The following is a 23,740-nucleotide window of genomic DNA, read 5'->3' as shown; positions in this document are numbered from 1 at the left end:
AATGGAGGACAGCAATAAATAGGCATGGAGGTTGACCATGGCACAATATACGCCGATGATTGAGCAATATTTAAAAGTGAAGGAAGGGGCAAAGGATGCCTTCCTATTTTTTAGACTGGGCGATTTCTATGAAATGTTCTTTGAAGATGCCATTTTGGCTTCTAAGGAGCTTGAAATTACGTTGACAGGTCGCGAAGGCGGGGGCGCAGAGAAGATCCCGATGTGTGGAGTACCTTATCACGCCGCCGAGGGTTATATTCAACGCCTGATTGAAAAAGGATATAAAGTCGCTATTTGTGAGCAATTAGAGGATGCTTCTGTCACAAAGGGAATGGTGAAACGGGATATCGTACGTGTCGTGACACCTGGAACAGTTATGGATGGAAAAATCATTGCCGACAAAAGCAACAATTATCTTGTTTGTGTAACCGAAAGTGATGGGATGATGGCATTAGCTGCATGTGATTTAACTACAGGTGAATTGTATGTTACTTCAGTTTTATCTGGTGCAGAGTGGCTGCGCGATGAGATTGGCATTTATGAACCGGCTGAGATCATCGGAGACCCGACGTTATTGGAGCTTTTACGTAGTGAAACGCCTCTGTTGGCGAAACCTGTTGTGTACACACCTTGGGAGAAACGTGAGGAGGAGCTGGCACGTCGACAATTCGGTGAAGCTGCATGGGTTCGTCTGGAGAAAGAACGTGGACAATGTCTAGCGCTGCTAATCTCCTATCTAAACGAGACGCAACGGCGTTCAATGGGACAACTTAGTCAAATTTCTCCTTATGAACCAGGTAATTATATGATTCTTGATCCGTTCACACGCCGAAATCTGGAGCTAACAGAGACGGTCCGAGAACGTTCTAAAAAAGGATCTCTTCTATGGCTACTAGACCGTACCGAAACATCCATGGGTGCGCGATTGTTACGTCGTAGAATAGATAAGCCGCTGTTGCAGCGCGCTCCGATCGAACGTCGCCTAGAAGCAGTTGATTATTTGTACAACCAGTTTATTGTTCGAGAGGACCTGCGTTTAGCGTTGAAGGAAATTTATGACTTAGAGCGGCTGGTAGGTCGTATTGCCTTTGGTAGTGCGAATGGTCGTGACATGAATGCCTTAAAGCTATCACTGGCACAAATCCCTGCTTTGAAGGAATTATGTATGACTTCGGGATCTGCAACCCTACGCGAGATCGGTGCTAGCATGGATGAATGTGCCGAGATACGGGAGGATATAGATCGAGCAATTGTTGAAGATGCGCCGGTGTCCGTGCGAGACGGAGGGATTATCCGTTCTGGTTATCATGCCAGGTTGGACGAGCTGCGGGAAGCTAGTAGTAATGGTAAACGTTGGATCGCCGAACTGGAAGCGAAAGAACGGCAAGCCACAGGCATCAAATCACTGAAGATCGGATATAACAAAATCTTCGGATATTTCATAGAGATCACCAAATCCAATCTGGCTTCGTTGCCGGAAGGGCGTTATGAACGTAAGCAGACGCTTGCAAATGCAGAGCGATTTGTTACACCTGAGCTTAAAGAGAAAGAGGCACTGATTCTTGAAGCGCAAGATAAAATGACAGATTTGGAGTACAGCCTGTTTACTGAACTGCGTGATCGAATCAGCGGCCAAATTCCGCGACTGCAGAATCTTGCGGAAAAGGTAGCTGAGATTGATGTGTATCAATGTCTGGCAGCCGTCAGTGCCGAGCATCGCTTCGTAAAACCTGTTCTATCGGATGGGTACGATCTTCGACTTGAAGGTGGTCGTCATCCTGTCGTGGAGGCTGTGTTAAAGGACTCGGCTTTTATAGCAAACGGAAGTACGCTAAGTAAGGAAGACGGAAATATTCTTTTGATCACTGGTCCTAATATGGCTGGGAAAAGTACCTATATGCGGCAGGTTGCACTCATTTGTATTATGGCTCAAATTGGCTGTTTCGTTCCGGCCACCAGTGCAGAAGTTCCGCTAATTGATCGAATCTTTACTCGTATTGGGGCAGCTGATGATTTGATCGGAGGTCAGAGTACATTTATGGTAGAAATGGCCGACATACAGGTCATGACAGAAAAAGCAACAGCCCGGAGTTTAATTATTATTGATGAGCTTGGTAGAGGAACATCGACGAGTGAAGGCATGGCGATTGCACAAGCGGTAATTGAGTATGTGCACGATACCATTTCTTGCAAAGCTTTAGTTTCGACGCATTTTCATGAATTGGCTCACTTAGAAGAAAGTCTTAAAGGGCTTAAGAATTACTCTATGGCCGTACAGGAGAGCGGGGATAAAGTTAACTTCCTGCGTAAGCTTGTTCCGGGAGCGGCAGACAGTAGCTATGGGATTTATTGTGCACGCCTAGCTGGGCTTCCTGAAGGGATCATTGATCGTGCTTACGGTCTGCTTCTGAGTATCGAGCAGGTGGCTCATCCAGGTGGTTCCTCTATTCATTATGGGGGTGGACTAGAAAGTCAGGCCGCTGCAAAAGAGGTCGCAACTACATCTACCCAACAACCCGATAATGTCATCGCAGAAACTTCGGGGATTCCTGCAGACTCCTATTCATCAATAGCAGATGAAGTAGTTCAACTGTCTATCTTTGGCGAGGAAGAACCACGTAAGAATCGGAAAGGTAGTGCAAATCAGTCGGCTGTAGTAACTGAAGTACAAGAGAATCCTGCGATAAAAGAATTCATCACTTCTGTGCGTAACGCAGATCTTATGAATATGACTCCGCTTCAGGCTATGAGTCTGCTGAACGACCTGAAGATGAAAGCAAAGGATCTTTAATTATTGATTGCCTAAATAAGAGGTGAATGAAATTGGCCAAAATTCATATATTGGACGAGCATATTGCCAACCAGATTGCTGCGGGTGAAGTTGTAGAGCGACCAGCTTCTGTTGTGAAGGAGCTAGTTGAGAATGCTATTGACGCAGGAAGCACAAGGATTGAGGTTTCGGTGGAGGAAGGCGGTTTACAGAGCATCCGAGTAAAAGATAACGGCTCGGGGATCGAGCCTGAGGATTGCGAGACCGCCTTTTATCGTCATGCCACAAGTAAAATCGCTAATGGGCGTGATCTATTCCAGATCACTAGCTTAGGGTTCCGAGGTGAGGCGCTCCCCAGTATTGCTGCGGTATCCAAAGTCTCTCTTCTAACGGCTACTGCCGATGACGGCAAAGGACGCCTGATTGATATTGAGGGTGGTAATTTAATTCGGAATGAAGATTCCCCTTCGGGCCGTGGGAGCGATCTAGCGGTGCGTGAATTATTTTTTAACACACCGGCACGGCTGAAATACATGAAGAGTATCCAGACGGAGCTTGGTCATATATCGGATGCCATGTATCGAATGGCGTTAGCCCATCCGGGAATCTCTTTTACCTTGCATCATAATGGCAATCAGCTGCTGCACACGCTTGGTAATGGTGATCTGCTGCAAGTGATCGCAGCGGTGTACGGAACCTCCGCAGCCAAGGCTATGTTGCCGATTACGGCAGAGGACTTGGATTATCGTATTTCTGGTTATATTAGTCGTCCGGAATGGACACGCTCAAATCGAAACGCAGTGACTACCATTGTGGGAGGACGATATATTCGCAGCAATGGTCTGAACGCAGCGATCATGCGTGCTTATCATACTTTACTTCCGATTAACCGCTATCCACTGCTGGTGCTCGAACTGGACATGCATCCTTCACTTGTGGATGTCAATGTTCATCCAGCTAAGCTGGAGGTTCGGTTTAGTAAGGAGAATGAGCTTTACACGTTTGTTGAACAAGAAATTCGTAAAGTGTTGTTAGGGCAAAGTTTGATACCGCGTCCCGGTAAAGAAACCATTGGGCCAAAGGGCAGCAGTTCATTTATACAGGAGCAGTTTGCTTTTTCTAAAGGGTCAGTTCCGGCACCCCCACCGTCTGAGGTGGGCAAGGATCCAGTTCCTCAGGGATCTGGTAGTTCCTTTAGTAGACAACAACCATCAAATGTTGAACAGAGCGCCAGGGAGATCAGAAAAGAGGGGCAGATTGATACTCCGATGACTCGTGAAACGGCTCCATCCTACGGGTCAGGATACCAGTCTTCCTCTTCACAAGGACGTCAAAATAATGTGAGCAACAACTATGCTAATGGATATCGCCCGCAAGAAGCTTCATCCCTGCAGAGGCAGATTCCTTCTGCCCAAGCGTTATGGGCACCGCCAGTCGATGAAGAACCTGGGCTTCCTGCCTTCCCGGAACTAAATTATATCGGACAGCATCATGGGACTTATATTATCGCTCAGAATGACGGCGGGCTGTATCTCATTGATCAACATGCGGCTCACGAACGCATAAATTACGAGTTTTTTTATGAGAAGTTCGGTCGTCCTGAAGACGCTTCTCAGGATCTGCTTTTGCCAATTACGCTTGAGTTCACGCCTTCGGAAAGTCGTCAACTTAGTGAACGTTTACATTGGTTTCAGCAGGCTGGAGTGTACCTTGAACATTTTGGAGGACAGACTTTTCTGATTCGATCTTTGCCGTATTGGTTTCCTGAAGGCGAGGAGAAGGCGATCGTTGAAGAAATGGCGGAGTGGGTCTTGAGTGAACGATTGATTGACCTAGCAAAGCTACGAGAGAAATCGTCTATTCTATGCTCGTGTAAAGCCTCCATCAAAGCCAACCAGAAACTAACAGAACAGGAAGTCGAGGCCTTATTGTCTCGTCTGGCAGCATGCAGACAGCCGTATACTTGTCCACATGGGCGTCCGATTGTGATTTCTTTTTCATCCTATGATTTAGAGAAATTGTTCAAACGGGTGATGTAATTGTACGATTAGAAATTTGTTTATAGCAAGACTGGAGGCAACATGATTATAACTACGGGTTATAGCCCGATAATGGATATTGTAGAGCGAGCTCAGAATCTCGCAGAAAGAACGGGCTGTAAATACGCTCCACGCGAGAAATTCTCTATACCCAAGATGGTGGAACACTATGGAGATGAGGATATACTAATTCTTTCTCAAGAAGCCGTTCGTTTACACCGATTAGGGATGGAGCCTATGGAGTTTCACCCAAGCATGGGTTTCGTTCGTGCGAAACGGATTCTAAAGGGTGATATAGAACCGATGCTTGTCGCTGCTCGAATGCTTCCCGGAGATAGCGTACTAGATTGCACAGCGGGTCTAGGTGCTGATTCGTTGCTATTTGCTGTGCATGGTGGTGAGTCCTCAGAGATTACCGCTCTGGAGAGCTCATTGCCGCTGTATGCACTGCTCTATGAAGGGATGCGGCATTATACCTCTGGGCAAGTAAGGGTTAATGAGGCCTTGCGTAGAATTAATGTCGTTCATAGTGAACATTTGGACTACTTACGTGCTCTACCGGATCGAAGTGTAGATATTGTGTACTTTGATCCTATGTTCCGAGTGCCGCTGACCGGTTCTGCTTCGATTTCCCCCCTGCGGCAGTTTGCTAATCGTGCAGCATTATCACTAGAGAGTGTAGCTGAGGCGGTAAGAGTGGCCCGTAAAACTGTTCTTTTGAAAGAAAAGGCTCTAAGCGGCGAATTTGAAAGGCTTGGCTTTACAGAGCTGCTCCGGAGCAACTCCAAAACATCGTACGGGGTGATACACATTGATGACTAAAGAGAGACATAAGGTTCTAGTCTTATTAGGACCAACAGCTGTAGGTAAAACCAGGTTAAGTTTGGAGCTTGCGGCTGCATATAACGCAGAGATTATTTCTGGAGATTCGATGCAGGTTTATCGTGGTATGGATATTGGTACAGCTAAGATTACTCCAGCTGAGATGATGGGAATTCCTCACCACCTAATCGACATTCATGATCCACAGGACCCATATTCTGCTGCTGAATTTCAGGAACAAGGTAGCAGACTTATCGAAGAGATAAGCAGTCGTGGGAAACTTCCATTTATTGTTGGGGGAACGGGTCTCTATATTGAGTCCTTATGTTACGGTTTTCAATTCTCTGAAGCTGTGGCTGACGAAGCTTTCCGTAAAGAACAGGATCAATTTGCAGAAGAACATGGAGCGCTTGCACTGCATGCCAGACTTGAAGCCGTTGATCCGGTCAGTGCAGCGAAATTGCATCCGAATGACCGCCGTAGAATTATACGGGCACTGGAAATTCATCACCAGACAAACACCACACTTTCCGCTTCTCATGCAGCTCAAAAGAAGGAGTCGCCCTATGACTTATGCCTTATCGGTTTGACAATGGACCGGAAAATACTATATAAACGTATTGAGGACCGAATTGATAGCATGCTTGCGGATGGTCTTGTTGCTGAGGTGAAGGGACTGCTGGAAAACGGCTACAGCAGAAGCCTTGTGTCCATGCAGGGACTGGGCTACAAGGAAATTGCCGCTTACCTCGCAGGGGAACTGACGCTTGAGGAAGCTGTGATACTGCTTAAACGCGATACTCGCCGATTCGCCAAAAGACAGTTGTCATGGTTTCGCCACATGAAGGAAATCGAGTGGATCGATGTCGAAGGTGAGCAAAACTTTTCTGAGAATTTCTCGAAAATACGTGCTATAATAGCAGGAAAGTTTCTCTCAGGTCTTGAATATACTTCTGAACAATATAATTGAACCATTGGGGGTACGTCATATGAACAAGTCCATTAACATCCAAGATACATTCTTGAACCAACTACGCAAAGAAAATATCCCTGCTACAGTATATTTGACCAACGGCTTTCAAATCCGGGGAATTATTAAAGCATTCGACAATTTTACAATCGTTATTGACAGTGATGGACGCCAGCAAATGGTGTATAAGCACGCGATTTCCACTTTTACACCACAGCGCAGTGTGTCACTTATGCAGGACAATAGTAACGAAGAATAACATTAACAAAATTGAAGTGAAACCTTTCTTGTTAATAAATCGTTTGAATAGAGTGTGAGAGAGCAACCTGAGAAGGTTGTTCTTTTCATTCAGAGAAGTCCATACATGATTTATTCAAGGAAGGGAGTCAGGAGGCATCATGTCTAGAGATGATACATCAAGGACGAACAACAATAGAAATAGAGGATCGTCCAGTTCCAATTCAAAACCAAAACCGAAAAGTAAGAAGAAAAAGAAGTTTTTGACTAAAAAGCGTGTGCTGTGGAGCTTGTTCTTTGCTACAGCGTTGGCCATTTTCTGTGCGCTTGGCGGTTATCTGTTCATTATGCTGAATGGGCAAAAACTTCTCCTAGAGAACCAAGACAAACTGACCGTAAATGAAACTACAAAAGTATATGACCGCAATGCTAATTTAATCGGCGAATTATCGCTTGAGAAAAGCGATCCTGTAGAGTATGAGAAGATTCCACCGTTATTGATCAATGCCTTTGTGGCCACAGAAGATAAACGCTTCTTTGAGCATTCTGGTGTGGATTTATGGTCAATCGGCCGGGCAGCGGTAAAAGATATTGCTGCACGCAGCATGGTAGAAGGTGGTAGTACCATTACTCAGCAGCTGGCCAAAAACATCTTTTTGACACGGGATAAAACATTTTTCCGTAAAGCGACTGAGGTATCCATTGCTGTAGCATTGGAGAACCAGAAATCTAAAGAAGAGATCATTACGATGTACCTGAACCGAATAAACTTTGGGGGTACGATCTACGGAATTAAAGCAGCATCTGAAAGATATTTTGGTAAGAGTGATCTGAATGATCTGAAAGTTTGGGAAATTGCGACACTGGCTGCGATGCCTAAGGGACCGTCTCGTTACAACCCTCTGCGTAACCCGGATCTTTCAAAGGAACGTCGCGCAGTAGTGCTTCAGCTCATGTACGAACAAGGTTATATTACGGAGCAAGAGAGAGACGAAGCACAAGCCGTGGATTATAATTATAAGCCACCTGAAAAGAAACAGCGTTATCAAGCTTTTATTGACTTCGCAGTGGAAGAAGCAGAAGAAAAGTTTGGACTATCCGAAGATGATCTGAATATTGGTGGTTACAAGATATACACCACGATGGATAAGCACGCTCAAGAAACCGTAGAAGATGCTTTTGCAGACAGTGATAACTTCGAGAAGAGTGTAGACGACGAACTGGTACAAGGTTCTATGACCATCGTGAATCAAGAGAATGGCGGCATTGTCGCACTTCTAGGTGGACGGAATTATGAGAAAAAAGGCTACAGCCGTGTAAATGGCAGCCGACGTTCTCCTGGTTCAGCCTTTAAACCAATCGTTGCTTATGCTCCAGCACTGGAAACTGGAAAGTACGACAAGTATTCTACGTTAAGCAACGAGAAGCAGTGTTTTTCCAACTATTGCCCAACTAACCTTCACGGATATTCCAAGAGTATTAGTATGAGTGATGCTATACAGAAATCAGAGAATATTCCTTCGGTCTGGTTGCTTAATGAAATTGGAGTGAATACCGGATTTAAGTTTGCCAAGAAATTGGGGATTGGACTGGAAGACGAGGACAAGAACCTCTCACTGGCTCTCGGAGGTATGAGCAAAGGAACGAATACACTGGAAATGGCACAAGCTTACAGTGCTTTTGCAAATGGCGGTGAACTTCGAGAATCATATTCCATTAAATCGATCACTGATAGTAGTGGAGAGACCGTCTTCAAGGCTAATACAACGCCTGATCGTGTTATGAGTAAGCAAACGGCTTATCAAATGACCGAGATGATGCAAAAGGTTGTAGAGAGTGGTACGGGTAGAAAAGCAAGGATTGATCGTCCAGTTGCTGGTAAGACCGGTACGACTCAAAGTGGATATTCTGGAATCAGCTCGAACCGTGATGTTTGGTTTGTGGGATATACACCTGAATGGACAGCTGCTGTGTGGATGGGTTATGACAAGCCAAGCAAGAAACATCTGCTTAAGAATAGCAGTGGGCTTGCCGCAGCATTCTGGGGTAAAGTGATGGAGGAAGCGTTAAGGGATGTTCCTAAGAAGTCCTTCCCACAGCTAGATAATGAAATCGCTCCTGCACCTACAGAAACACCTGAACCAGCTAAGAATGTTAGTGGACTTACTGCAGCTTATGATCCATCTACGATGACAGTAAATCTGGGCTGGCAGGCAGTTCCTGTTGCGGGTGTAGAATATCGTATTTATCGTAGAGAGACATCCGAGGCTGATTTCGGTTTACTGTTAAATACGGTCACGACTAGTGCAGGAGACTTTAGTGCAATGCCTGGTCTGGTTTACGAGTATTACGTTACTTCCTACGATCCTGCAACCCAAGTAGAAAGTGAACCATCGAATGTGGTTACTGTCTCAGTGCAGGATGAGATGCCAACACCTGAGCCAACCATTGATCCTAATCTCCCGACACCAACCCCTGAGAATGGTGGAGACAATGGCTGGGATAATGGCAACGGTGGAAATAATGGTAGTGGCAACGATGGAAGCGGAAATAATGGTGGAACAGGAACCTTGCCTGAATTCACTACGCCTCCACCGTCAGCAACAACGATACCTACCGCTCCGCCAGATGTACCTTCTGGAGGCGGAAGTTCGGGGAATGACAGTGGTAATGCAACACAAAGCCCTGATCAAGAGGCTAGCAATGTGAATGGTGATTCTTCTGTTCAATAGTGATGCTTTGAATTTATGAAGTTAGCTTTTCTTTTCCTGAGGCTGTCTCAAAAGTAGTGAATGCTACTTATGGGACAGCTTCTTTCTTTTATAACTCCATATTTTTCTAATCGAATCTGTGATAAAAATTTGCTGTATTTTGCGGGATGTTTTGAGTGTATCCTCTAAATGTGGTAAGCTGAAGAAACCATACTGGAGAGGGTAATTTCTATGAAACGTAAATTCGGAGACCGGGCCAACTGGCGCCGGATTACGCGTCGCCATTTTGCCTGCCGCTATGTGGAGAGCCGGGAATTCAGCGGATATATTACGCTTTATACCATCTACGGGCTGAAAGAACCACTGTGGAAGAGCTATGGACGGCATACATATCGTATTGCGGATAAAGGTTATTCCTGGCTGCAATATTTCCCCAAAGACAGTCACTATATTGTGACGGCTATGTTTGACGAACGGCAAAATATCATTCAATGGTACATAGACACCTGCAAGGTGCAGGGCGTCACAGACCAAGGCGTTCCATGGTTTGATGATTTGTATCTGGATGTGGTTGTGCTTTGGAACGGCGAGGTTTATTTGCTTGATGAGGATGAATTAGAGGAAGCGCTGGAGAGGGAAGATATTTCCGAGAGTGATTATAAACTCGCCTGGGAGACAGCCAATACTATTTTACGCGGCATCGATGCTCATGCTTTCCCTTATTTCTCACTATCTTTGAAGCATCGTGCCGAATTATTTCATCATGGAGAATTCAGGAGGAAATAAAGAAATGGAATGGTACGTCTACGGAAGAGGGTCTTCCCCGATTCGGATTGTTTCCAAAAAACGCAGATTCTGGACGAAACGAACGTTACTTATTGCTTTATCAATTATTGTGATTGCTGGATTGTTGTGGTGTGCTTATTCGTTAAACAATATTAATAAAGCTGCCACGACAGATCCTATGCAAAAGGCGGATGTTGGGATCATTCTTGGCATGTCGATGTGGGGGGATGAGCCTAGCCCAGGACTTAAGGAACGGCTGGATTACGGACTGAAGCTTTATCAAAAAGGGATGTTCCCACATCTTATTGTATCTGGTGGTTTAGATAAACCTGATTTACAATACACCGAAGCTCAAGGAATGCGTAATTATTTGGTTGCTAAAGGAGTGCCAGATAGCGCCATTTACGTAGAGAATGAAGCTACCAGCACTTACGAGAATCTTTTGTTTAGTAAAGAGATTATGGCGCGTGAAGGTTTGTCTTCAGCAATAATCATTACGCATACTTACCATGGGTGGCGGGCTCATGAAATTGCTGACGAGCTTGCATATGTGAATCCTGAGCTGGGACTTACAGAATCCACCGTTCTATCGATGACAAGACATAAAACACGTGAGATTCTAGCCTATACGAAATGGAAGCTTCAGCAGCTATTCCTGTGATTTGTCCAAAAAATCCCGAATCTTCTAATAACACTTCATTTACTGGAATAGACTTGATTAGAGAAGTCAGCCCTGGATAATGAGGTGATACCGATGAGCGGACGCGTAGCAGCGGCCAGTGGACGGGAGGAAGAAAGACCGTCTCGACAAATCAATATTGTATTGCGGAGTCAAGAGCCTCCGGCTATAACTAACCCTTCTGGAGAGAGTCGGCCGGTACCTCCAAAAAATCACGGCCACACTAGCCTATTCCAAGAGTTAACGCAAGAATTGGAAGGTTTAGTGGGTCTGGACAATATCAAAGAGCTAGTCTTTGAAATCTACGCCTTGTTACAGATTGCTCAGATGCGAACTGAGGCAGGACTTGCAAGCGGCGGGCAAGCTTATCACATGGTTTTTAAAGGGAATCCCGGAACTGGCAAGACAACCGTGGCTAGAATCGTAGCTAAGCTGTTCCAGCGTATGGGTGTACTGACCAAAGGACATCTCATTGAGGTGGAGAGAGCCGACCTTGTAGGAGAATACATCGGTCATACTGCACAGAAGACTCGCGATCTGGTAAAAAAGGCTTTGGGCGGTATTTTGTTTATCGATGAGGCTTATAGCCTTGCTCGCGGTGGAGAAAAGGATTTTGGAAAAGAAGCGATTGATACGCTCGTCAAGGCCATGGAGGATCATCGCAGTCAATTTATACTTATCTTAGCGGGGTACTCTGGAGAGATGGAGTATTTTTTGATGAGCAATCCCGGATTGCCTTCACGGTTTCCGATACAGGTGGAATTTCCTGATTATACGATCGATCAACTGCTGCAAATTGCTGAACTCATGGCAAAAGATCGCGACTATATTTTGATGCCACAGGCGATACTCAAGTTAAAGCAGCATTTGTTAGTAGAGAAGACGGAGAGTCTTCATGCTTTCAGTAATGCGCGGTATGTTCGCAACGCCATTGAGAAAGCTGTTCGGGGTCAGGCTGTAAGACTGTTAAACCAGTATGAAAGTACCAGCCCAGGCAAGCAGGAATTAATGACGCTTCGAACTGAGGATTTCAAATTATGAATTACAGGATACTATCACCGTCATAAGGAGCATGACATACATGGCAATAACAACGCATGATACGGAAACAGATGTACAAGATCGAGCGATATTGGTAAGTCTCGTCACAGATAAAATTAAAAGAACCGGAATTGATCCAGAGCTTTCACTACAGGAATTAGTGCAATTAGCCGAAACCGCTGGTGTTGAAGTTCTGGATGTGCTGCGTCAAAACAAGGAAACGCCTGATTCTAGATGGTTTATTGGTAAGGGTAAAGTAGAAGAGCTACGGATGGCTGCTGATGCTCTCGGGGCTAATACAGCTATCTTTGATCAAGAATTGTCCGGAGCCCAAGTCCGGAACCTTGAGGAGGCTCTGGATCTTAAAATTATTGACCGGACGCAGCTTATTCTGGATATTTTTGCGGGGCGTGCGAAGACGCGAGAAGGAATTATTCAGGTAGAGCTGGCACAATTGTCCTATCTGTTACCCCGGCTTTCCGGCCAAGGGAAGAACTTATCCAGACTAGGTGGAGGAATTGGTACCAGAGGTCCGGGTGAAAGTAAGCTGGAAACCGATCGCCGACATATTCGTGATCGGATTACGGAGCTGAAACGCCAGCTGGATGAGGTTGTTAAGACTCGTGAGCTACATCGGGAGCGTCGCCGCAAGGCGGGAGCAGTGCAAGTCGCACTTGTTGGGTATACGAATGCAGGGAAATCAACGCTGCTTAAGCAACTAACCGATGCGGATGTCTATATTGAAAACCAGTTGTTTGCCACACTGGACCCTACTTCACGTGTGCTTGAGCTAGCAGGTGGAAAAGAGGTCGTGCTTACGGATACTGTAGGCTTCATTCAGAATCTTCCGCATGATCTTGTCGCATCTTTCCGTGCAACGCTGGAGGAAGTGAATGAGGCTAATTTGGTGCTACATGTGGTGGATGCCTCTTCACCAATGCGTGAGGAGCAGATGGAGATTGTCCAATCCATCTTGCAGGATCTTGGTGCATCTGGTACACCGCAAATCGTACTTTTTAATAAAATTGATCTATGTCAGCCTGAGCAACTGGAAATGTTGCCTACAGGTACAGGGTACTTGAAGATCAGTGCATTTAATCCTGAAGATTTAACACGGATTACCGAAATGATCGCCGATGAACTGGCTGGCGACACACTCAACTTCCGCATTCCCGGAGACCGAGGTGACATTTCTTCCTTGCTCTACAGGGTGGGAGAGGTTCTGGAAACGACATATGATGAGAACGATGTGCTCTATAACGTTCGTCTTAATAAAGAGGATTATGACAAATGGGGTTACATGCTTGCTGATTTTGTGGACCAGCAGTAATATTGTCTGTCATTCCTAAGGTGGAAATGCTTCGTTTATAGGTATAAAATAATAGCTAATCTAGAAAGCGTCAGTTTACTGCCGCTTTCTGTCATTATGATGGCAAGTAAATGTAAGGAGCGAATAAGAACGAATGGTAGTTTTTGCAGAGGATATTTTGAGCGCGGCAGAGGCCGCAGAAGTTGAAATAGAAGGCGCTGTCAAAGCTCTTGATCGTATTGTAGATAAGAATCAGTGGAAGGTTATAGAAGCGTTCCAGCGTCATCAAGTCAGTGATTTTCACTTTGCCGGTTCTACGGGGTATGCGTATAATGACCGTGGCCGTGAAGTGTTGGATCTTGTCTATGCTGACGTTTTTGGTGCGGAATCTGCACTGGTACGCCCGCATTTCGCTTCAGGAACACACACCATATCAACAGCCCTATTTGGTGTACTGCGTCCAGGAGATGAGCTGCTATACATCACAGGACGTCCGTACGATACCTTACATAAGGTAATTGGTCACACAGGGGATGGGACAGGTTCTCTCGCAGATTTCGGAATTACTTACCGGGAGGTTTCTCTTACTGCTGATGGCAAGATCGATTGGGATGAGGTAGCTCTCGCTATTAACGAAAATACTAAAGTGATTGGAATCCAAAGGTCACGCGGATATGATTGGCGTGCTTCTTTCACAGTGGCTGAAATTGGTGAAATGACTTCGAGGGTAAAGGTGTTGAAACCGGAAGTGATTGTCTTCGTAGACAATTGTTATGGTGAGTTTACCGAAGAGCTTGAGCCTCCACAGGTTGGTGTGGATCTAGTAGCAGGATCGTTAATTAAGAATCCGGGTGGGGGTATTGCTGAGACAGGCGGTTATATTTGTGGCCGACAGGATCTTGTAGAATTGGCAGCTTATCGATTAACCGCTCCTGGCATAGGTGGTGAAGTAGGGGCTATGTTAGGAACAACACGTGGGCTTTATCAAGGGTTGTTCATGGCTCCACACACGGTCGGACAAGCTTTAAAAGGGAGTATTTTTGCTGCATCCGTATTTCAGCGTTGCGGGTTTGAGACAAAGCCAGCGTGGAACCAGCCTCGTACAGATTTGATTCAGGCGGTTTCCTTTGATGGACCAGAACACTTAATTGCCTTTGTTCAGGGCATACAACGCGCTGCAGCTGTGGACAGCCATGTGGTACCAGAGCCGTGGGATATGCCAGGTTATGAACATCCTGTTATTATGGCTGCAGGTACGTTTATACAAGGTGGAAGCTTGGAGTTATCTGCAGATGCGCCTATACGAGCTCCTTATATTGGCTATATGCAAGGCGGGTTAACCTATTCACATGTTAAATATGGCGTTTTGATGGCACTTCAAAGTATGCGTGAAAGAAAATTGCTGTAAGAATATCTCACATACCATTGACACGCTGTATTAGGAAATGTACAATGAGATCAGAAAAAGATCATTGGAAGGTTGGATGAGTCATGGGTGATGAAATCCGCAGAAATATGGCACTATTTCCTATTGGAATTGTAATGAAGCTGACTGATTTGTCCGCGAGACAAATTCGTTATTATGAGCAGCACAGTCTGATCGTACCAGCACGTACGTCGGGGAATCAGCGTTTGTTCTCTTTTAATGATGTTGAGCGCCTATTAGAAATTAAAGCTCTGATCGAGAAGGGTGTTAATATTGCTGGCATTAAGCAAGTAATGAATCCTGTCTCTAAGGAATCAGAGGAAGCTACTGTTATTACCCCTGATACAGAGGTAAGACGTAGAGAGTTATCCGATTCCCAGCTTCACCGAATGCTGAAGCAAGAACTAGTTTCCGGTAAAAGACCGGGACAAGTGTCTCTGATTCAAGGTGAGTTATCCCGGTTTTTTAATAAATAATAATATATAGAAGTTCGAAAGGGAGAGGATCACATGAGCTTTTCTAAAGAGGATATTTTACGCATTGCCAAGGAAGAGAATGTTCGTTTTATTCGTCTGCAATTTACGGATCTATTAGGTACTATCAAGAATGTAGAGATTCCAGTTAGCCAATTGGAAAAAGCGCTTGATAATAAAATGATGTTTGATGGTTCTTCCATCGAAGGTTATGTACGGATTGAAGAATCTGATATGTATCTCTTCCCTGACCTAGATACATGGGTAATCTTCCCTTGGGTGACTGATAGTCGTGTAGCTCGTCTGATTTGTGACGTCTACATGCCAGATGGTACACCTTTTGCTGGAGACCCGCGTGGTATCCTCAAACGTTGTCTGAAGGAAGCAGAAGAAATGGGTTTCACAGCTATGAACGTTGGACCAGAACCTGAATTCTTCCTATTCAAGACAGACGAAAGAGGCAATCCTACTACGGAATTGAACGACCAAGGTGGATACTTTGACTTAGCGCCAACGGATTTAGGGGAAAACTGTCGTCGTGAAATCGTACTGACCCTTGAAGAAATGGGCTTTGAAATCGAAGCTTCCCACCATGAAGTAGCTTCGGGCCAGCATGAAATTGACTTTAAATATGCTGACGCGATTACTGCTGCTGACCAAATTCAAACCTTTAAGCTCGTCGTGAAAACGGTAGCCCGTCAACACGGCCTGCATGCAACTTTTATGCCTAAACCATTGTTCGGTATCAACGGATCTGGTATGCACGCTCACCAATCCTTGTTTAAAGGCAAAGAAAACATGTTCTACGACGAAAGCGACAAGCTGGGTCTGAGCAAAACTGCACGTTACTACATGGCTGGTATTTTGAAGCACGCTCGTGCTTTTGCAGCGATTACTAACCCAACAGTGAACTCATACAAACGCCTTGTTCCTGGTTATGAAGCACCTTGCTACGTAGCTTGGTCTGCAAGTAACCGTAGCCCAATGATTCGTATTCCGGCTTCTAGAGGTCTTAGCACACGTGTTGAGGTTCGTAACCCGGACCCGGCAGCTAACCCTTACCTCGCACTTGCTGTTATGTTGAAAGCAGGTCTTGACGGAATTAAACGTAAGCTTGATCTTCCAGCTCCGATAGACCGTAACATCTATGTGATGTCTGAAGAAGAGCGCATCGAAGAAGGCATTCCAAGCTTGCCATCCGATTTGAAAGAAGCACTTAGCGAAATGATCCGCAGTCATGTTATCACCGAAGCTCTCGGCGAACATGCTTTGGCTCACTTCTACGAGCTAAAAGAAATCGAATGGGATATCTACCGCACACAAGTTCACGAGTGGGAAAGAGCGCAATACATGACTCTTTACTAGAATAAATCAGCCCTTGGCGCTCTAAGCGTTAAGGGTTTTTTTCTGTGTGGGTAAGGTTTGGAGGTTTTGTGGAAGGTTAATGAGCGCCCCCGTAATGCCCCCTAAAAATGTAGTTTCATTCGAGGATACTTCTCATATGAGCTTCAAATTTCTCCACACTGCTTTCATTTATTTTCTTTGAAATATGTGTGTATATGTCCGCTGTGATTCTCATACTACCGTGACCTAAACGTTCTTGTACGTACTTCATATCGTTACCAGTCTCAAGTAAAAGGACAGCATGAGTGTGTCGAAGAGAATGGATCGGCAGCGCTGGGAGACCAATACGTTTCAAAATTCGCAAAAAAGAATTGAATAGAGAGGATTTCGGCTAACCCGTGATGAAGCCGCGGCATGTGTTAAGCCACTTTATATCACAGGTGGACCCGGATGGCGTCCGGAACGTCCGAAAGGCTGGACAATTCTTCCGAAATATCGTGTGCGGAACTTAAAGTTCATGTGGAAGCTACAGAACAACCTATTGCTTATCTTCATGTGCGAAACGCAATACCACCCGTAAGAAGGTGAAGAAGGAAATATCTCCTTTGAAGCAAAAGATATTCGCTGAACACAAACCAGGAAAGAGTACGGCAGATAGAGGGGAATTTCCGCGAGATTAGATTGCTTGAGTTGTTTGAGACCAACGATCTAAAGAACTTCACTGCAATGTTTACTGGTGCTCTTAATGGCTATGCTGCACAGGGGTCTTATCATCCAAATGATCGATTTGAAGATTATAAGATTTGTATAACAACGAGATTATTGCATTATTGGTTATCAGGAATGCTGAACAGTTAGCTACAAGAGGCAAATAGATATGAAAAAAGAGCTGTTTTCACAGCCCCTCTGGAATAGAAAATTACTCAGGCATGATCCAAACAATCTCACATATCCGGACAAAGAACTTTCTACCTCTAGTATCTAACACAACATGGTCTGGTTTGACATCAACTACACATCCGCTGACTCCACCACGAGTAGTTTCTAACACAACTTGTTTTCCAATAACAGATTTTAAGGTTTCTACAACATATGGATCAACAGGGTATACCACGATGGGTTGTGGCATTTGGTGCATTTGATGCATTGAATTCATTTGGTTCATTGGATAGTTCAACATATTACCTCCCAATTGGTTATACGTCATCCTATGCTGATGCCTAGCCAATGTACTGGGCAGTAACCCATTTTCAAAATAAGGCTAAGCCATTAATCGGTGGTAGCCCCAGTAGCGGAACCTCATTTATCTTTAGGAGTTTTGGGTTTACCTGTCTGAGACAAGGCAACACCAAAAACAATTCCTAAACCAATACCTAATGCAATGTTGTGGAATGCAAATCCAAAAGCAACAGCAAAGCATATTCCTAGACCCAAGCCGTAAAACTTTTTATTTTTATCCATATGTAACACTCCGATTTCAATTATTTAACAATTGTACGTGGCTTATCAAAATAAGTTAAGTTAGTCCAAGGGAGGGAAAAGACATGGAAACATGGGATGAATACCGTTGTGAGTGCGGCAGGAAATACGCGATTGAGCAGATCTCGGGCGATGAACTGGAGGAACCAGCTTGCCTGGAGTGTGGCGTAACGAATAGTGAGTTGCTGACGGATGAATAAGCTGCAGATTCTGTTCTGTATCGACTACAACCTTGAAATTATCGCTGATTTTGAACGGGATATACAAGGAGCTGAAAAGCAACTGCTTCAATGGAGGCGAGATTATAATACTTGGAGCACAGATCCGGGCTGGTGAAATGATTGAGTGGCTTGAGAAATCCGGACTGATACCGGAAGACAAAGTAATCATGCATTCATGCTACGAAGCTCGGAAGGAAAAATACAAGGATAAGGTTTGGACGGTGAAGTCGGAACCGTGGGACTTGTGCGGATCAGAGGTAGTGCTGCTGGAAGGTTTTAATGGCGGGTTTGCCACTGAATATCAAAAGAAGGTAGAGGGTTAACCACCCTCTCCCATATAAAGGAGAGGACAAATAACCAGTATGTATTGAAAGAACGATTATGCAAACAAGTTGCTCAGCGCCAGGGGTTGGACAAATGGGGAGACTATAATCGGGGGATGCTTGGTGACCTCAAACGATCGATGACGAGATAAATTAAACCCAACCAAGGTATGAAAATTGTCAGTATGACAGCAATAACAATCTTCCATATTTCGGATTTCTTTTTCCACATAACTCTAGCAACAAAAATTGGAACAAGTATACGTAGTGCATATATTCCAATACCAATGAGTATATATTCCATTTCAAATTCTCCTTATGTATTATTTATTCTCTTTTTACTATCGGTTGGAAAATAAATCATTATTAACATTGCTTCAATTTATTTGAAAATACGATGAAGAAATGAGGCAAAGCCATGAAGTCCATAACCATCATTCAGCCGTGGGCAACACTGATAGCTCTCAATGAGAAGAAGTTTGAAACGCGCAGCTGGCCCACAAAGCACAGAGGACCACTCGCTATCCATGCAGGGAAGAAGATTGATAAAGAGGCCTGCGAAGTGCCAGAGATTAAAGCAGCGTTGGCTCGGAACGGTTATACAGTGGACAACTTACCGACTGGGGCTGTGGTAGCTATTTCAGAGTTGAAAGATTGCTTCAGAATCCGGCGAGATGTGCTGGGCGGAGTGATTGCCTTAGAATCAGACACTCGAAAAACTCACTTCAATACTCTTGATAAAGAGTATTCCTTCGGATGGTTTGATCAAGGACGCTATGCTTGGGAATTGGCAGACATTAAGCAACTGCTGGCTCCGATTCCAGCCAAAGGGCAACAACAGATTTGGAACTGGGAAGGAGTGCAGTTATGAGTGAATCGGGAAAAATTCCCTTATCCAGCATGACACCAGAACGGATAGAAGAGATAAAGAGAAATTTTAAAGCAGGTTCTCCATGGTGGTTCATGATTGAAAAGGCAGAAATTGCGTATTTAATTCACTCACTAGAAGAGTCACAACAACAGAACGCGCGTTGGAAAGAAGCTGTAAACGGGTTGATGATGGCTGACACAGATGTTCAGAGGGATTTAGCAGAGGCACAGCAGACCATAGCCCGGCAACAGGCGGAGTTGGATGAATATCAAGGGCAAATGAAAATCCTGACCGAGTGGGCGAACGCAGAGGAAATGAATGTTTCTGATTTGATTTCTGAGCGAAATGATCTACAGGAAGCATTTGAAAAGATTAAATCCGCGGCGCCAAATCCTTTTTATCACATGGCTTCGGATGCTCTGAAGTGAAATAAGGAAGGGAGCAACAAGTCTTGACACAGGTAAAGGATAAGACAAACATTTGCCCCCGAGAGAGGGCAGAGGCGGCATTTATCACGCTTAGTATTGTTAAGTAGACACATAAGGCGTAACAAATGCTATTCGTTTTTCTTCTGTATCAGCTTCTCTATATAAATCCAAACATAGTAAGTAATCCAAAATGCCATCATGGTTGCTTATAATGCATAAGACCTTTTATCGTATGGAAGAGTGAAAGCCAAGATGATCCCTAGAATGAGGAACGGTGGTGAAAGGGTAAAATATTTCTTTTTATGCAATTTAACTATCTCCTTATTATTAATTAGTTATAAGTACATTATCACTATTAACAAATTATGGGAAGTGCGGACATGATCCTATGCGATCTACCATATGCACAACGCAGAGCCCTTGGGATTCTATCCTGCCGTTTGATCAGCTATGGAAGGCATATGAACGGATCATTAAGGATAACGGGGCAATCGTCTTATTTGCTAAAGTCCCATTTGATAAGACACTCGCAGCCAGCAATATGAAATTATTCAAATATGAATGGATATGGGAAAAGAACAAGGTAACAGGACACTTAAACAAAGGTCATGCCGCTGCAAGCTCATGAAAACATACTAGTCTTTTATAAAAGGCTGCCGACCTATAATGCTCAAATGAGTTAGGGACATAAACCAATGAATGCAGCGACTAACAACCATAAATCATTTGTTTAGGGTGATGGAATTCCGTGGTCAAACGAGGCTGGAAAGACTGAGAGATTGCCGCGCAGTGTCTTGTACTATCCGGTAGTTAACAACGATGATCTTGAACTAATCCATCCAAATCAAAAACCAGTGGAGTTGTGCGAATACCTCATACGCACCTACACCAACCCTGGGGAAACCGTCCTAGACAATTGTGCTGGAAGTTGTACAACGGCTGTGGCTGCATCAAGGACTGGAAGAAAATATATCGCTATAGGGCGTGATGAACGACATGCTGCAGACGGAATGGAACGGTTGAAGAATATGCAATTAACGTTGTTCTAAGGGGCGAAGGCCATCGTCCGACAGCATAAACCCAGCAACGCGGGGGCCGCACCAGATCATTAAGGAAGTAGGAGTATCCCTCCTCTCCCAAAGGCACAGTAGACGCATACTGCGACATAAAAAAAGATAAAAGTGATTATGCACCCTTATCTTTTTCAAGCAATTCAATTATTCTGTCTAATTTTTTCTCTATGCTAGCATTTTTATCTGAAACCTTGTTTTTAGTTAGATAATCTCTTTTTAACAGTAAAACCAAGGGAATCGCCCAAACAAATGCCAATGGTATTAAAAAAATATATTGCAAGATAACACCTCATTAATAGTTATTGTTTTATTATAACAAACTAAAACTAAAAAAAAGAACTTATTTGAAGTTATTTACTGCGCAGTACGAAGATACATGACATTAAGGGATAGAGGAGGTTACAGCACTCCTCACCCAAAGTTTATGACGCAGTAGACGCATACTTTGAAGCAAAAGTATTTACAACTTAGATTTCTCTTTATACTTTGACCAATTTATCCAAGATAAACTAATAAAACCTAACGCCATAAGCAGAATTTGTATTGGATCTCGATAAATATCGAATACAATTCCGATGCCAACAGAGAGAGGTATTAATATAAGACAAATAATAGAAAGCCATTTATTAATATTTTGATTTTCCTTCTTTATGTTATTCATGTTTATCCCCTTTCAAAAAAATGATAATTATTAACAAATGTATTATATCATGCCAACTTAGGTTGATGTCCACATGCTGCACAGTACGAAAATACTGGGACGGAGATGGATTAATAGCCCTCCTCTCAAGGAGGATATAAATGATGGAATTGGCTGTACTGAACTTATAAGGGGGCTGAGACACATGGATAAGCATGACATTGTATACGTTTTGATTAACACGCTGCATGGAAAGGTAGAAATGGCAACGCAAAACGATTCTGAGGCATGGGCATTTTATCGGGATATGAAGGGAATTCGAATACAAGTGTTCATGAACATGAATCTGATTGCAAGTATAGAGCCTACAGTATCAGCGCTGGATTAATTTAGGGGGCTGAGACCCCAATCAAAGGAGACGATACACGATGAATACTTATGAAGTATGGGTCCAGTGGAACGAATGGGATGATCCTTGGTGCAGACGAACAGTACAAGGTGAAACTGCTGGGAAGACTAAGTATTCATTTTGGGAATACCTTCAGGATGGATTGTGGGAAGAGAAGTTCGGTACAGTAGTCAAGAAATTGCGCTGCCGGAAGATCGGCGGTTTCAAGATCAGTGACTTGTTCACCAATCCAGCGACCTTCCGGGAGATTTGCGAGCGCCGTGCAATTGACTTCACATATCAAGGAATGAAGATCGAGGTTGACGGGCAATGTGGCGTGATGGTGGGTGGCAATAACTCGGGAAATATTGACGTTTGCTTCGAGGGGAAATACTACGCTGAGAACTGCCATCCCTGGTGGCGTACTAAATACTTTGATCGTAAAGGAAATTTGATTAAAGAATTCTTGGACTAATAGAGGTATAAGGGGGAGAAAAGGATGAAAGAAGTAAATGCAGATTTGTACCATGTGCTCAATGAAAACGAAACTGGCCTATATACTCAGGAATTTCATAAGAACAAAACGGTATATGCCTACGTTCATCTTGATTTTTCAGACTTGGAGGACTTCGCAGAAGCCGTAGTTACCTATCCGTTTGAAGAGGGCGGCATGAAAGTCACGATGTTTGAGAGAACAATTTGCATTGACTTGAATGACATCATAGAAGGGTAAGGACATAGCTTGAGTAGTTATAAAAAATGCTTCGATGAAGACACTTGGGACAGGTACAAAGAGCAGATCGAAGAAATGGAACTTGACTATTAGGCCGAAGGCCATCGAATCAGATCGAATAATTCCAGTAAAATGGGGCCCGGGTAATCATAGATCTTAACCATTAAAGATATACCAAAGTAATCCATAAGCGATTCCGAAGTAAGCAATCACACCCAGTAAAGAGATGGACAAAAGAATAATGATAACTTTCTTACCGTTCATAAAATTCACCTCTTATTTAATATAGCACGGGTTGAGAGAGGAACAAGAGACTTTGATAATCCGAAAGCGAGGAAATCATAATAAGCGATTGGTACTCAGGAATCAAAAGCAAGGAGATTGAATCTACAGGCGGTGGGCAAGGAAAGATTAAGAGATCACAACTCACGGAGGAAGAGAGAGCAAACCTAGATTCGAAATATCCCAAACCTATTGGTAAGGCTGCTGAGCGTCCATTTGTGATAAAGAGATCCGTAGAATGAGATACAAGAACACTCAAAAAGCATTGTCGGACGGGCATAGACAGTTTATCTTTACTGAAAGCCCAAGAAAACCTGTAGAAGTGCTGAAGTGGGGACCGAGTTGGGTTAGATTCAAAGATGCATACAACACATATCCTATCAGTACAATCATGAAGATGTTCTCTGATGGTGGAATGTATTTATACAGAAAAAAGCCCTGATGCGTCAGGCCAATAGCAGCTTTTATCCTCGACCAAATTATACCACAAAGGGGAATGAGGATGAACATCGCCAATAGCTAGGCTCCTGCAGTAAAGGTAACGGACTTAGCTCCAGCAATTGCCCTAAACTATCGACTCTCCCTTAAAGGCGCGGAGCGAGCATATAGGAAGGCTGATGCTGATGATAAAAAGGTGATTTCTGGAATGAATCTGACTGTGAGTTTGTCATTGAGTGGCTGAATTCAGGGAATAA

The 23,740-nt window shown here is 44.1% G+C and carries 27 protein-coding genes and 1 pseudogene; 24 read left to right on the top strand and 4 right to left on the bottom strand.

Annotation, left to right across the window (positions count from 1 at the left end; genetic code table 11):
• The first annotated feature begins 37 nt into the window (after positions 1 to 37).
• From mutS to glnA, 13 genes are all read left to right on the top strand, one after another.
• Entirely contained in the window at positions 38 to 2,791 is a 2,754-nt protein-coding gene (gene mutS, locus MHI27_RS17270) for a DNA mismatch repair protein MutS (RefSeq protein WP_405174289.1), read from the top strand.
• Between the two features lie 32 nt (positions 2,792 to 2,823).
• Complete coding sequence (gene mutL / locus MHI27_RS17265; RefSeq protein ID WP_341145558.1) at positions 2,824 to 4,809, top strand: DNA mismatch repair endonuclease MutL; 1,986 nt, start codon at positions 2,824 to 2,826, stop codon at positions 4,807 to 4,809.
• A 42-nt stretch (positions 4,810 to 4,851) separates the two neighbouring features.
• On the top strand, positions 4,852 to 5,631 hold the full coding sequence (locus MHI27_RS17260; protein WP_405174288.1) for a class I SAM-dependent methyltransferase: 780 nt from the start codon (positions 4,852 to 4,854) through the stop codon (positions 5,629 to 5,631).
• Positions 5,624 to 6,601 (top strand): tRNA (adenosine(37)-N6)-dimethylallyltransferase MiaA, encoded by a 978-nt coding sequence (gene miaA / locus MHI27_RS17255; protein ID WP_405174287.1) that lies wholly within the window; start codon positions 5,624 to 5,626, stop codon positions 6,599 to 6,601. The genes MHI27_RS17260 and miaA overlap by 8 nt, the downstream gene beginning before the upstream one ends.
• 19 nt (positions 6,602 to 6,620) lie before the next feature.
• Positions 6,621 to 6,860 carry an RNA chaperone Hfq gene (gene hfq / locus MHI27_RS17250; RefSeq protein WP_042128368.1) on the top strand — a complete coding sequence of 80 codons (240 nt, stop codon included), beginning with the start codon at positions 6,621 to 6,623 and terminating at the stop codon, positions 6,858 to 6,860.
• Positions 6,861 to 6,999: 139 nt separating this feature from the next.
• Complete coding sequence (locus MHI27_RS17245) at positions 7,000 to 9,570, top strand: PBP1A family penicillin-binding protein (RefSeq protein ID WP_405174286.1); 2,571 nt, start codon at positions 7,000 to 7,002, stop codon at positions 9,568 to 9,570.
• 210 nt (positions 9,571 to 9,780) lie between these two features.
• Positions 9,781 to 10,335 carry a DUF402 domain-containing protein gene (locus tag MHI27_RS17240; RefSeq protein WP_076283512.1) on the top strand — a complete coding sequence of 185 codons (555 nt, stop codon included), beginning with the start codon at positions 9,781 to 9,783 and terminating at the stop codon, positions 10,333 to 10,335.
• 4 nt (positions 10,336 to 10,339) lie between these two features.
• On the top strand, positions 10,340 to 10,996 hold the full coding sequence (locus tag MHI27_RS17235; RefSeq protein ID WP_405174285.1) for a YdcF family protein: 657 nt from the start codon (positions 10,340 to 10,342) through the stop codon (positions 10,994 to 10,996).
• Positions 10,997 to 11,089: 93 nt separating this feature from the next.
• Complete coding sequence (locus tag MHI27_RS17230; protein ID WP_042188887.1) at positions 11,090 to 12,055, top strand: AAA family ATPase; 966 nt, start codon at positions 11,090 to 11,092, stop codon at positions 12,053 to 12,055.
• A gap of 40 nt (positions 12,056 to 12,095) precedes the next feature.
• Positions 12,096 to 13,385, top strand: coding sequence for a GTPase HflX (gene hflX, locus MHI27_RS17225; RefSeq protein WP_042188885.1), 1,290 nt, complete (start codon positions 12,096 to 12,098; stop codon positions 13,383 to 13,385).
• A 133-nt stretch (positions 13,386 to 13,518) separates the two neighbouring features.
• Positions 13,519 to 14,772, top strand: coding sequence for an aminotransferase class I/II-fold pyridoxal phosphate-dependent enzyme (locus MHI27_RS17220; protein WP_405174284.1), 1,254 nt, complete (start codon positions 13,519 to 13,521; stop codon positions 14,770 to 14,772).
• 83 nt (positions 14,773 to 14,855) lie between these two features.
• Positions 14,856 to 15,266: a MerR family transcriptional regulator gene (locus MHI27_RS17215; RefSeq protein WP_042128355.1), complete on the top strand. Its 411-nt coding sequence runs from the start codon at positions 14,856 to 14,858 to the stop codon at positions 15,264 to 15,266.
• A 33-nt stretch (positions 15,267 to 15,299) separates the two neighbouring features.
• Positions 15,300 to 16,628: a type I glutamate--ammonia ligase gene (gene glnA / locus MHI27_RS17210; protein ID WP_042128352.1), complete on the top strand. Its 1,329-nt coding sequence runs from the start codon at positions 15,300 to 15,302 to the stop codon at positions 16,626 to 16,628.
• A 115-nt stretch (positions 16,629 to 16,743) separates the two neighbouring features.
• Here the strand turns inward: glnA and MHI27_RS17205 are convergent.
• The 3 genes and pseudogenes from MHI27_RS17205 to MHI27_RS17195 form a co-directional block, all read right to left on the bottom strand.
• Positions 16,744 to 16,998, bottom strand: a pseudogene (locus MHI27_RS17205) (tyrosine-type recombinase/integrase); the annotation flags it as partial.
• A 528-nt stretch (positions 16,999 to 17,526) separates the two neighbouring features.
• Complete coding sequence (locus tag MHI27_RS17200; protein WP_076298864.1) at positions 17,527 to 17,772, bottom strand: DUF2642 domain-containing protein; 246 nt, start codon at positions 17,770 to 17,772, stop codon at positions 17,527 to 17,529.
• A 134-nt stretch (positions 17,773 to 17,906) separates the two neighbouring features.
• Positions 17,907 to 18,068: a hypothetical protein gene (locus tag MHI27_RS17195; protein WP_405174283.1), complete on the bottom strand. Its 162-nt coding sequence runs from the start codon at positions 18,066 to 18,068 to the stop codon at positions 17,907 to 17,909.
• Positions 18,069 to 18,151: 83 nt separating this feature from the next.
• Here MHI27_RS17195 and MHI27_RS17190 point away from each other — a divergent pair, with 83 nt between their 5' ends.
• From MHI27_RS17190 to MHI27_RS17160, 7 genes are all read left to right on the top strand, one after another.
• Complete coding sequence (locus MHI27_RS17190) at positions 18,152 to 18,286, top strand: hypothetical protein (protein WP_405174282.1); 135 nt, start codon at positions 18,152 to 18,154, stop codon at positions 18,284 to 18,286.
• Positions 18,279 to 18,422 carry a hypothetical protein gene (locus MHI27_RS17185; protein WP_405174281.1) on the top strand — a complete coding sequence of 48 codons (144 nt, stop codon included), beginning with the start codon at positions 18,279 to 18,281 and terminating at the stop codon, positions 18,420 to 18,422. Before MHI27_RS17190 ends, MHI27_RS17185 begins: the two co-directional genes overlap by 8 nt.
• 1 nt (position 18,423) lies before the next feature.
• Positions 18,424 to 18,630 carry a hypothetical protein gene (locus tag MHI27_RS17180; protein WP_405174280.1) on the top strand — a complete coding sequence of 69 codons (207 nt, stop codon included), beginning with the start codon at positions 18,424 to 18,426 and terminating at the stop codon, positions 18,628 to 18,630.
• 418 nt (positions 18,631 to 19,048) lie between these two features.
• Positions 19,049 to 19,501 carry an ASCH domain-containing protein gene (locus MHI27_RS17175; protein WP_405174279.1) on the top strand — a complete coding sequence of 151 codons (453 nt, stop codon included), beginning with the start codon at positions 19,049 to 19,051 and terminating at the stop codon, positions 19,499 to 19,501.
• The gene (locus MHI27_RS17170; RefSeq protein ID WP_405174278.1) at positions 19,498 to 19,929 is read left to right on the top strand and encodes a hypothetical protein; all 432 of its coding nucleotides are present in this window, start codon (positions 19,498 to 19,500) and stop codon (positions 19,927 to 19,929) included. Before MHI27_RS17175 ends, MHI27_RS17170 begins: the two co-directional genes overlap by 4 nt.
• 388 nt (positions 19,930 to 20,317) lie before the next feature.
• Entirely contained in the window at positions 20,318 to 20,557 is a 240-nt protein-coding gene (locus MHI27_RS17165) for a hypothetical protein (RefSeq protein WP_405174277.1), read from the top strand.
• Positions 20,558 to 20,708: 151 nt separating this feature from the next.
• Positions 20,709 to 20,978, top strand: coding sequence for a DNA methyltransferase (locus tag MHI27_RS17160; protein WP_405174276.1), 270 nt, complete (start codon positions 20,709 to 20,711; stop codon positions 20,976 to 20,978).
• 136 nt (positions 20,979 to 21,114) lie between these two features.
• Here the strand turns inward: MHI27_RS17160 and MHI27_RS17155 are convergent, their stop codons facing one another.
• Complete coding sequence (locus tag MHI27_RS17155; RefSeq protein ID WP_231573285.1) at positions 21,115 to 21,282, bottom strand: DUF4083 family protein; 168 nt, start codon at positions 21,280 to 21,282, stop codon at positions 21,115 to 21,117.
• 565 nt (positions 21,283 to 21,847) lie between these two features.
• Between MHI27_RS17155 and MHI27_RS17150 the strand changes: the two genes are divergently transcribed.
• From MHI27_RS17150 to MHI27_RS17135, 4 genes are all read left to right on the top strand, one after another.
• On the top strand, positions 21,848 to 22,030 hold the full coding sequence (locus MHI27_RS17150) for a hypothetical protein (RefSeq protein ID WP_076298766.1): 183 nt from the start codon (positions 21,848 to 21,850) through the stop codon (positions 22,028 to 22,030).
• Between the two features lie 40 nt (positions 22,031 to 22,070).
• Positions 22,071 to 22,505: a hypothetical protein gene (locus MHI27_RS17145; protein ID WP_405174275.1), complete on the top strand. Its 435-nt coding sequence runs from the start codon at positions 22,071 to 22,073 to the stop codon at positions 22,503 to 22,505.
• Between the two features lie 24 nt (positions 22,506 to 22,529).
• A complete protein-coding gene (locus tag MHI27_RS17140) occupies positions 22,530 to 22,763 on the top strand; it encodes a hypothetical protein (protein WP_405174274.1) in 234 nt (77 codons plus the stop codon).
• A gap of 520 nt (positions 22,764 to 23,283) precedes the next feature.
• Positions 23,284 to 23,487: a hypothetical protein gene (locus tag MHI27_RS17135; protein WP_405174273.1), complete on the top strand. Its 204-nt coding sequence runs from the start codon at positions 23,284 to 23,286 to the stop codon at positions 23,485 to 23,487.
• Positions 23,488 to 23,740 lie beyond the last annotated feature (253 nt).

Origin of the sequence: Paenibacillus sp. FSL H8-0261, from assembly GCF_045040645.1 — a bacterium.
Classification (GTDB): Bacteria; Bacillota; Bacilli; order Paenibacillales; family Paenibacillaceae; genus Paenibacillus_AQ.
Note: the sequence above shows the minus strand (reverse complement) of the source record. Positions and strands in the feature narration are given on the sequence as shown.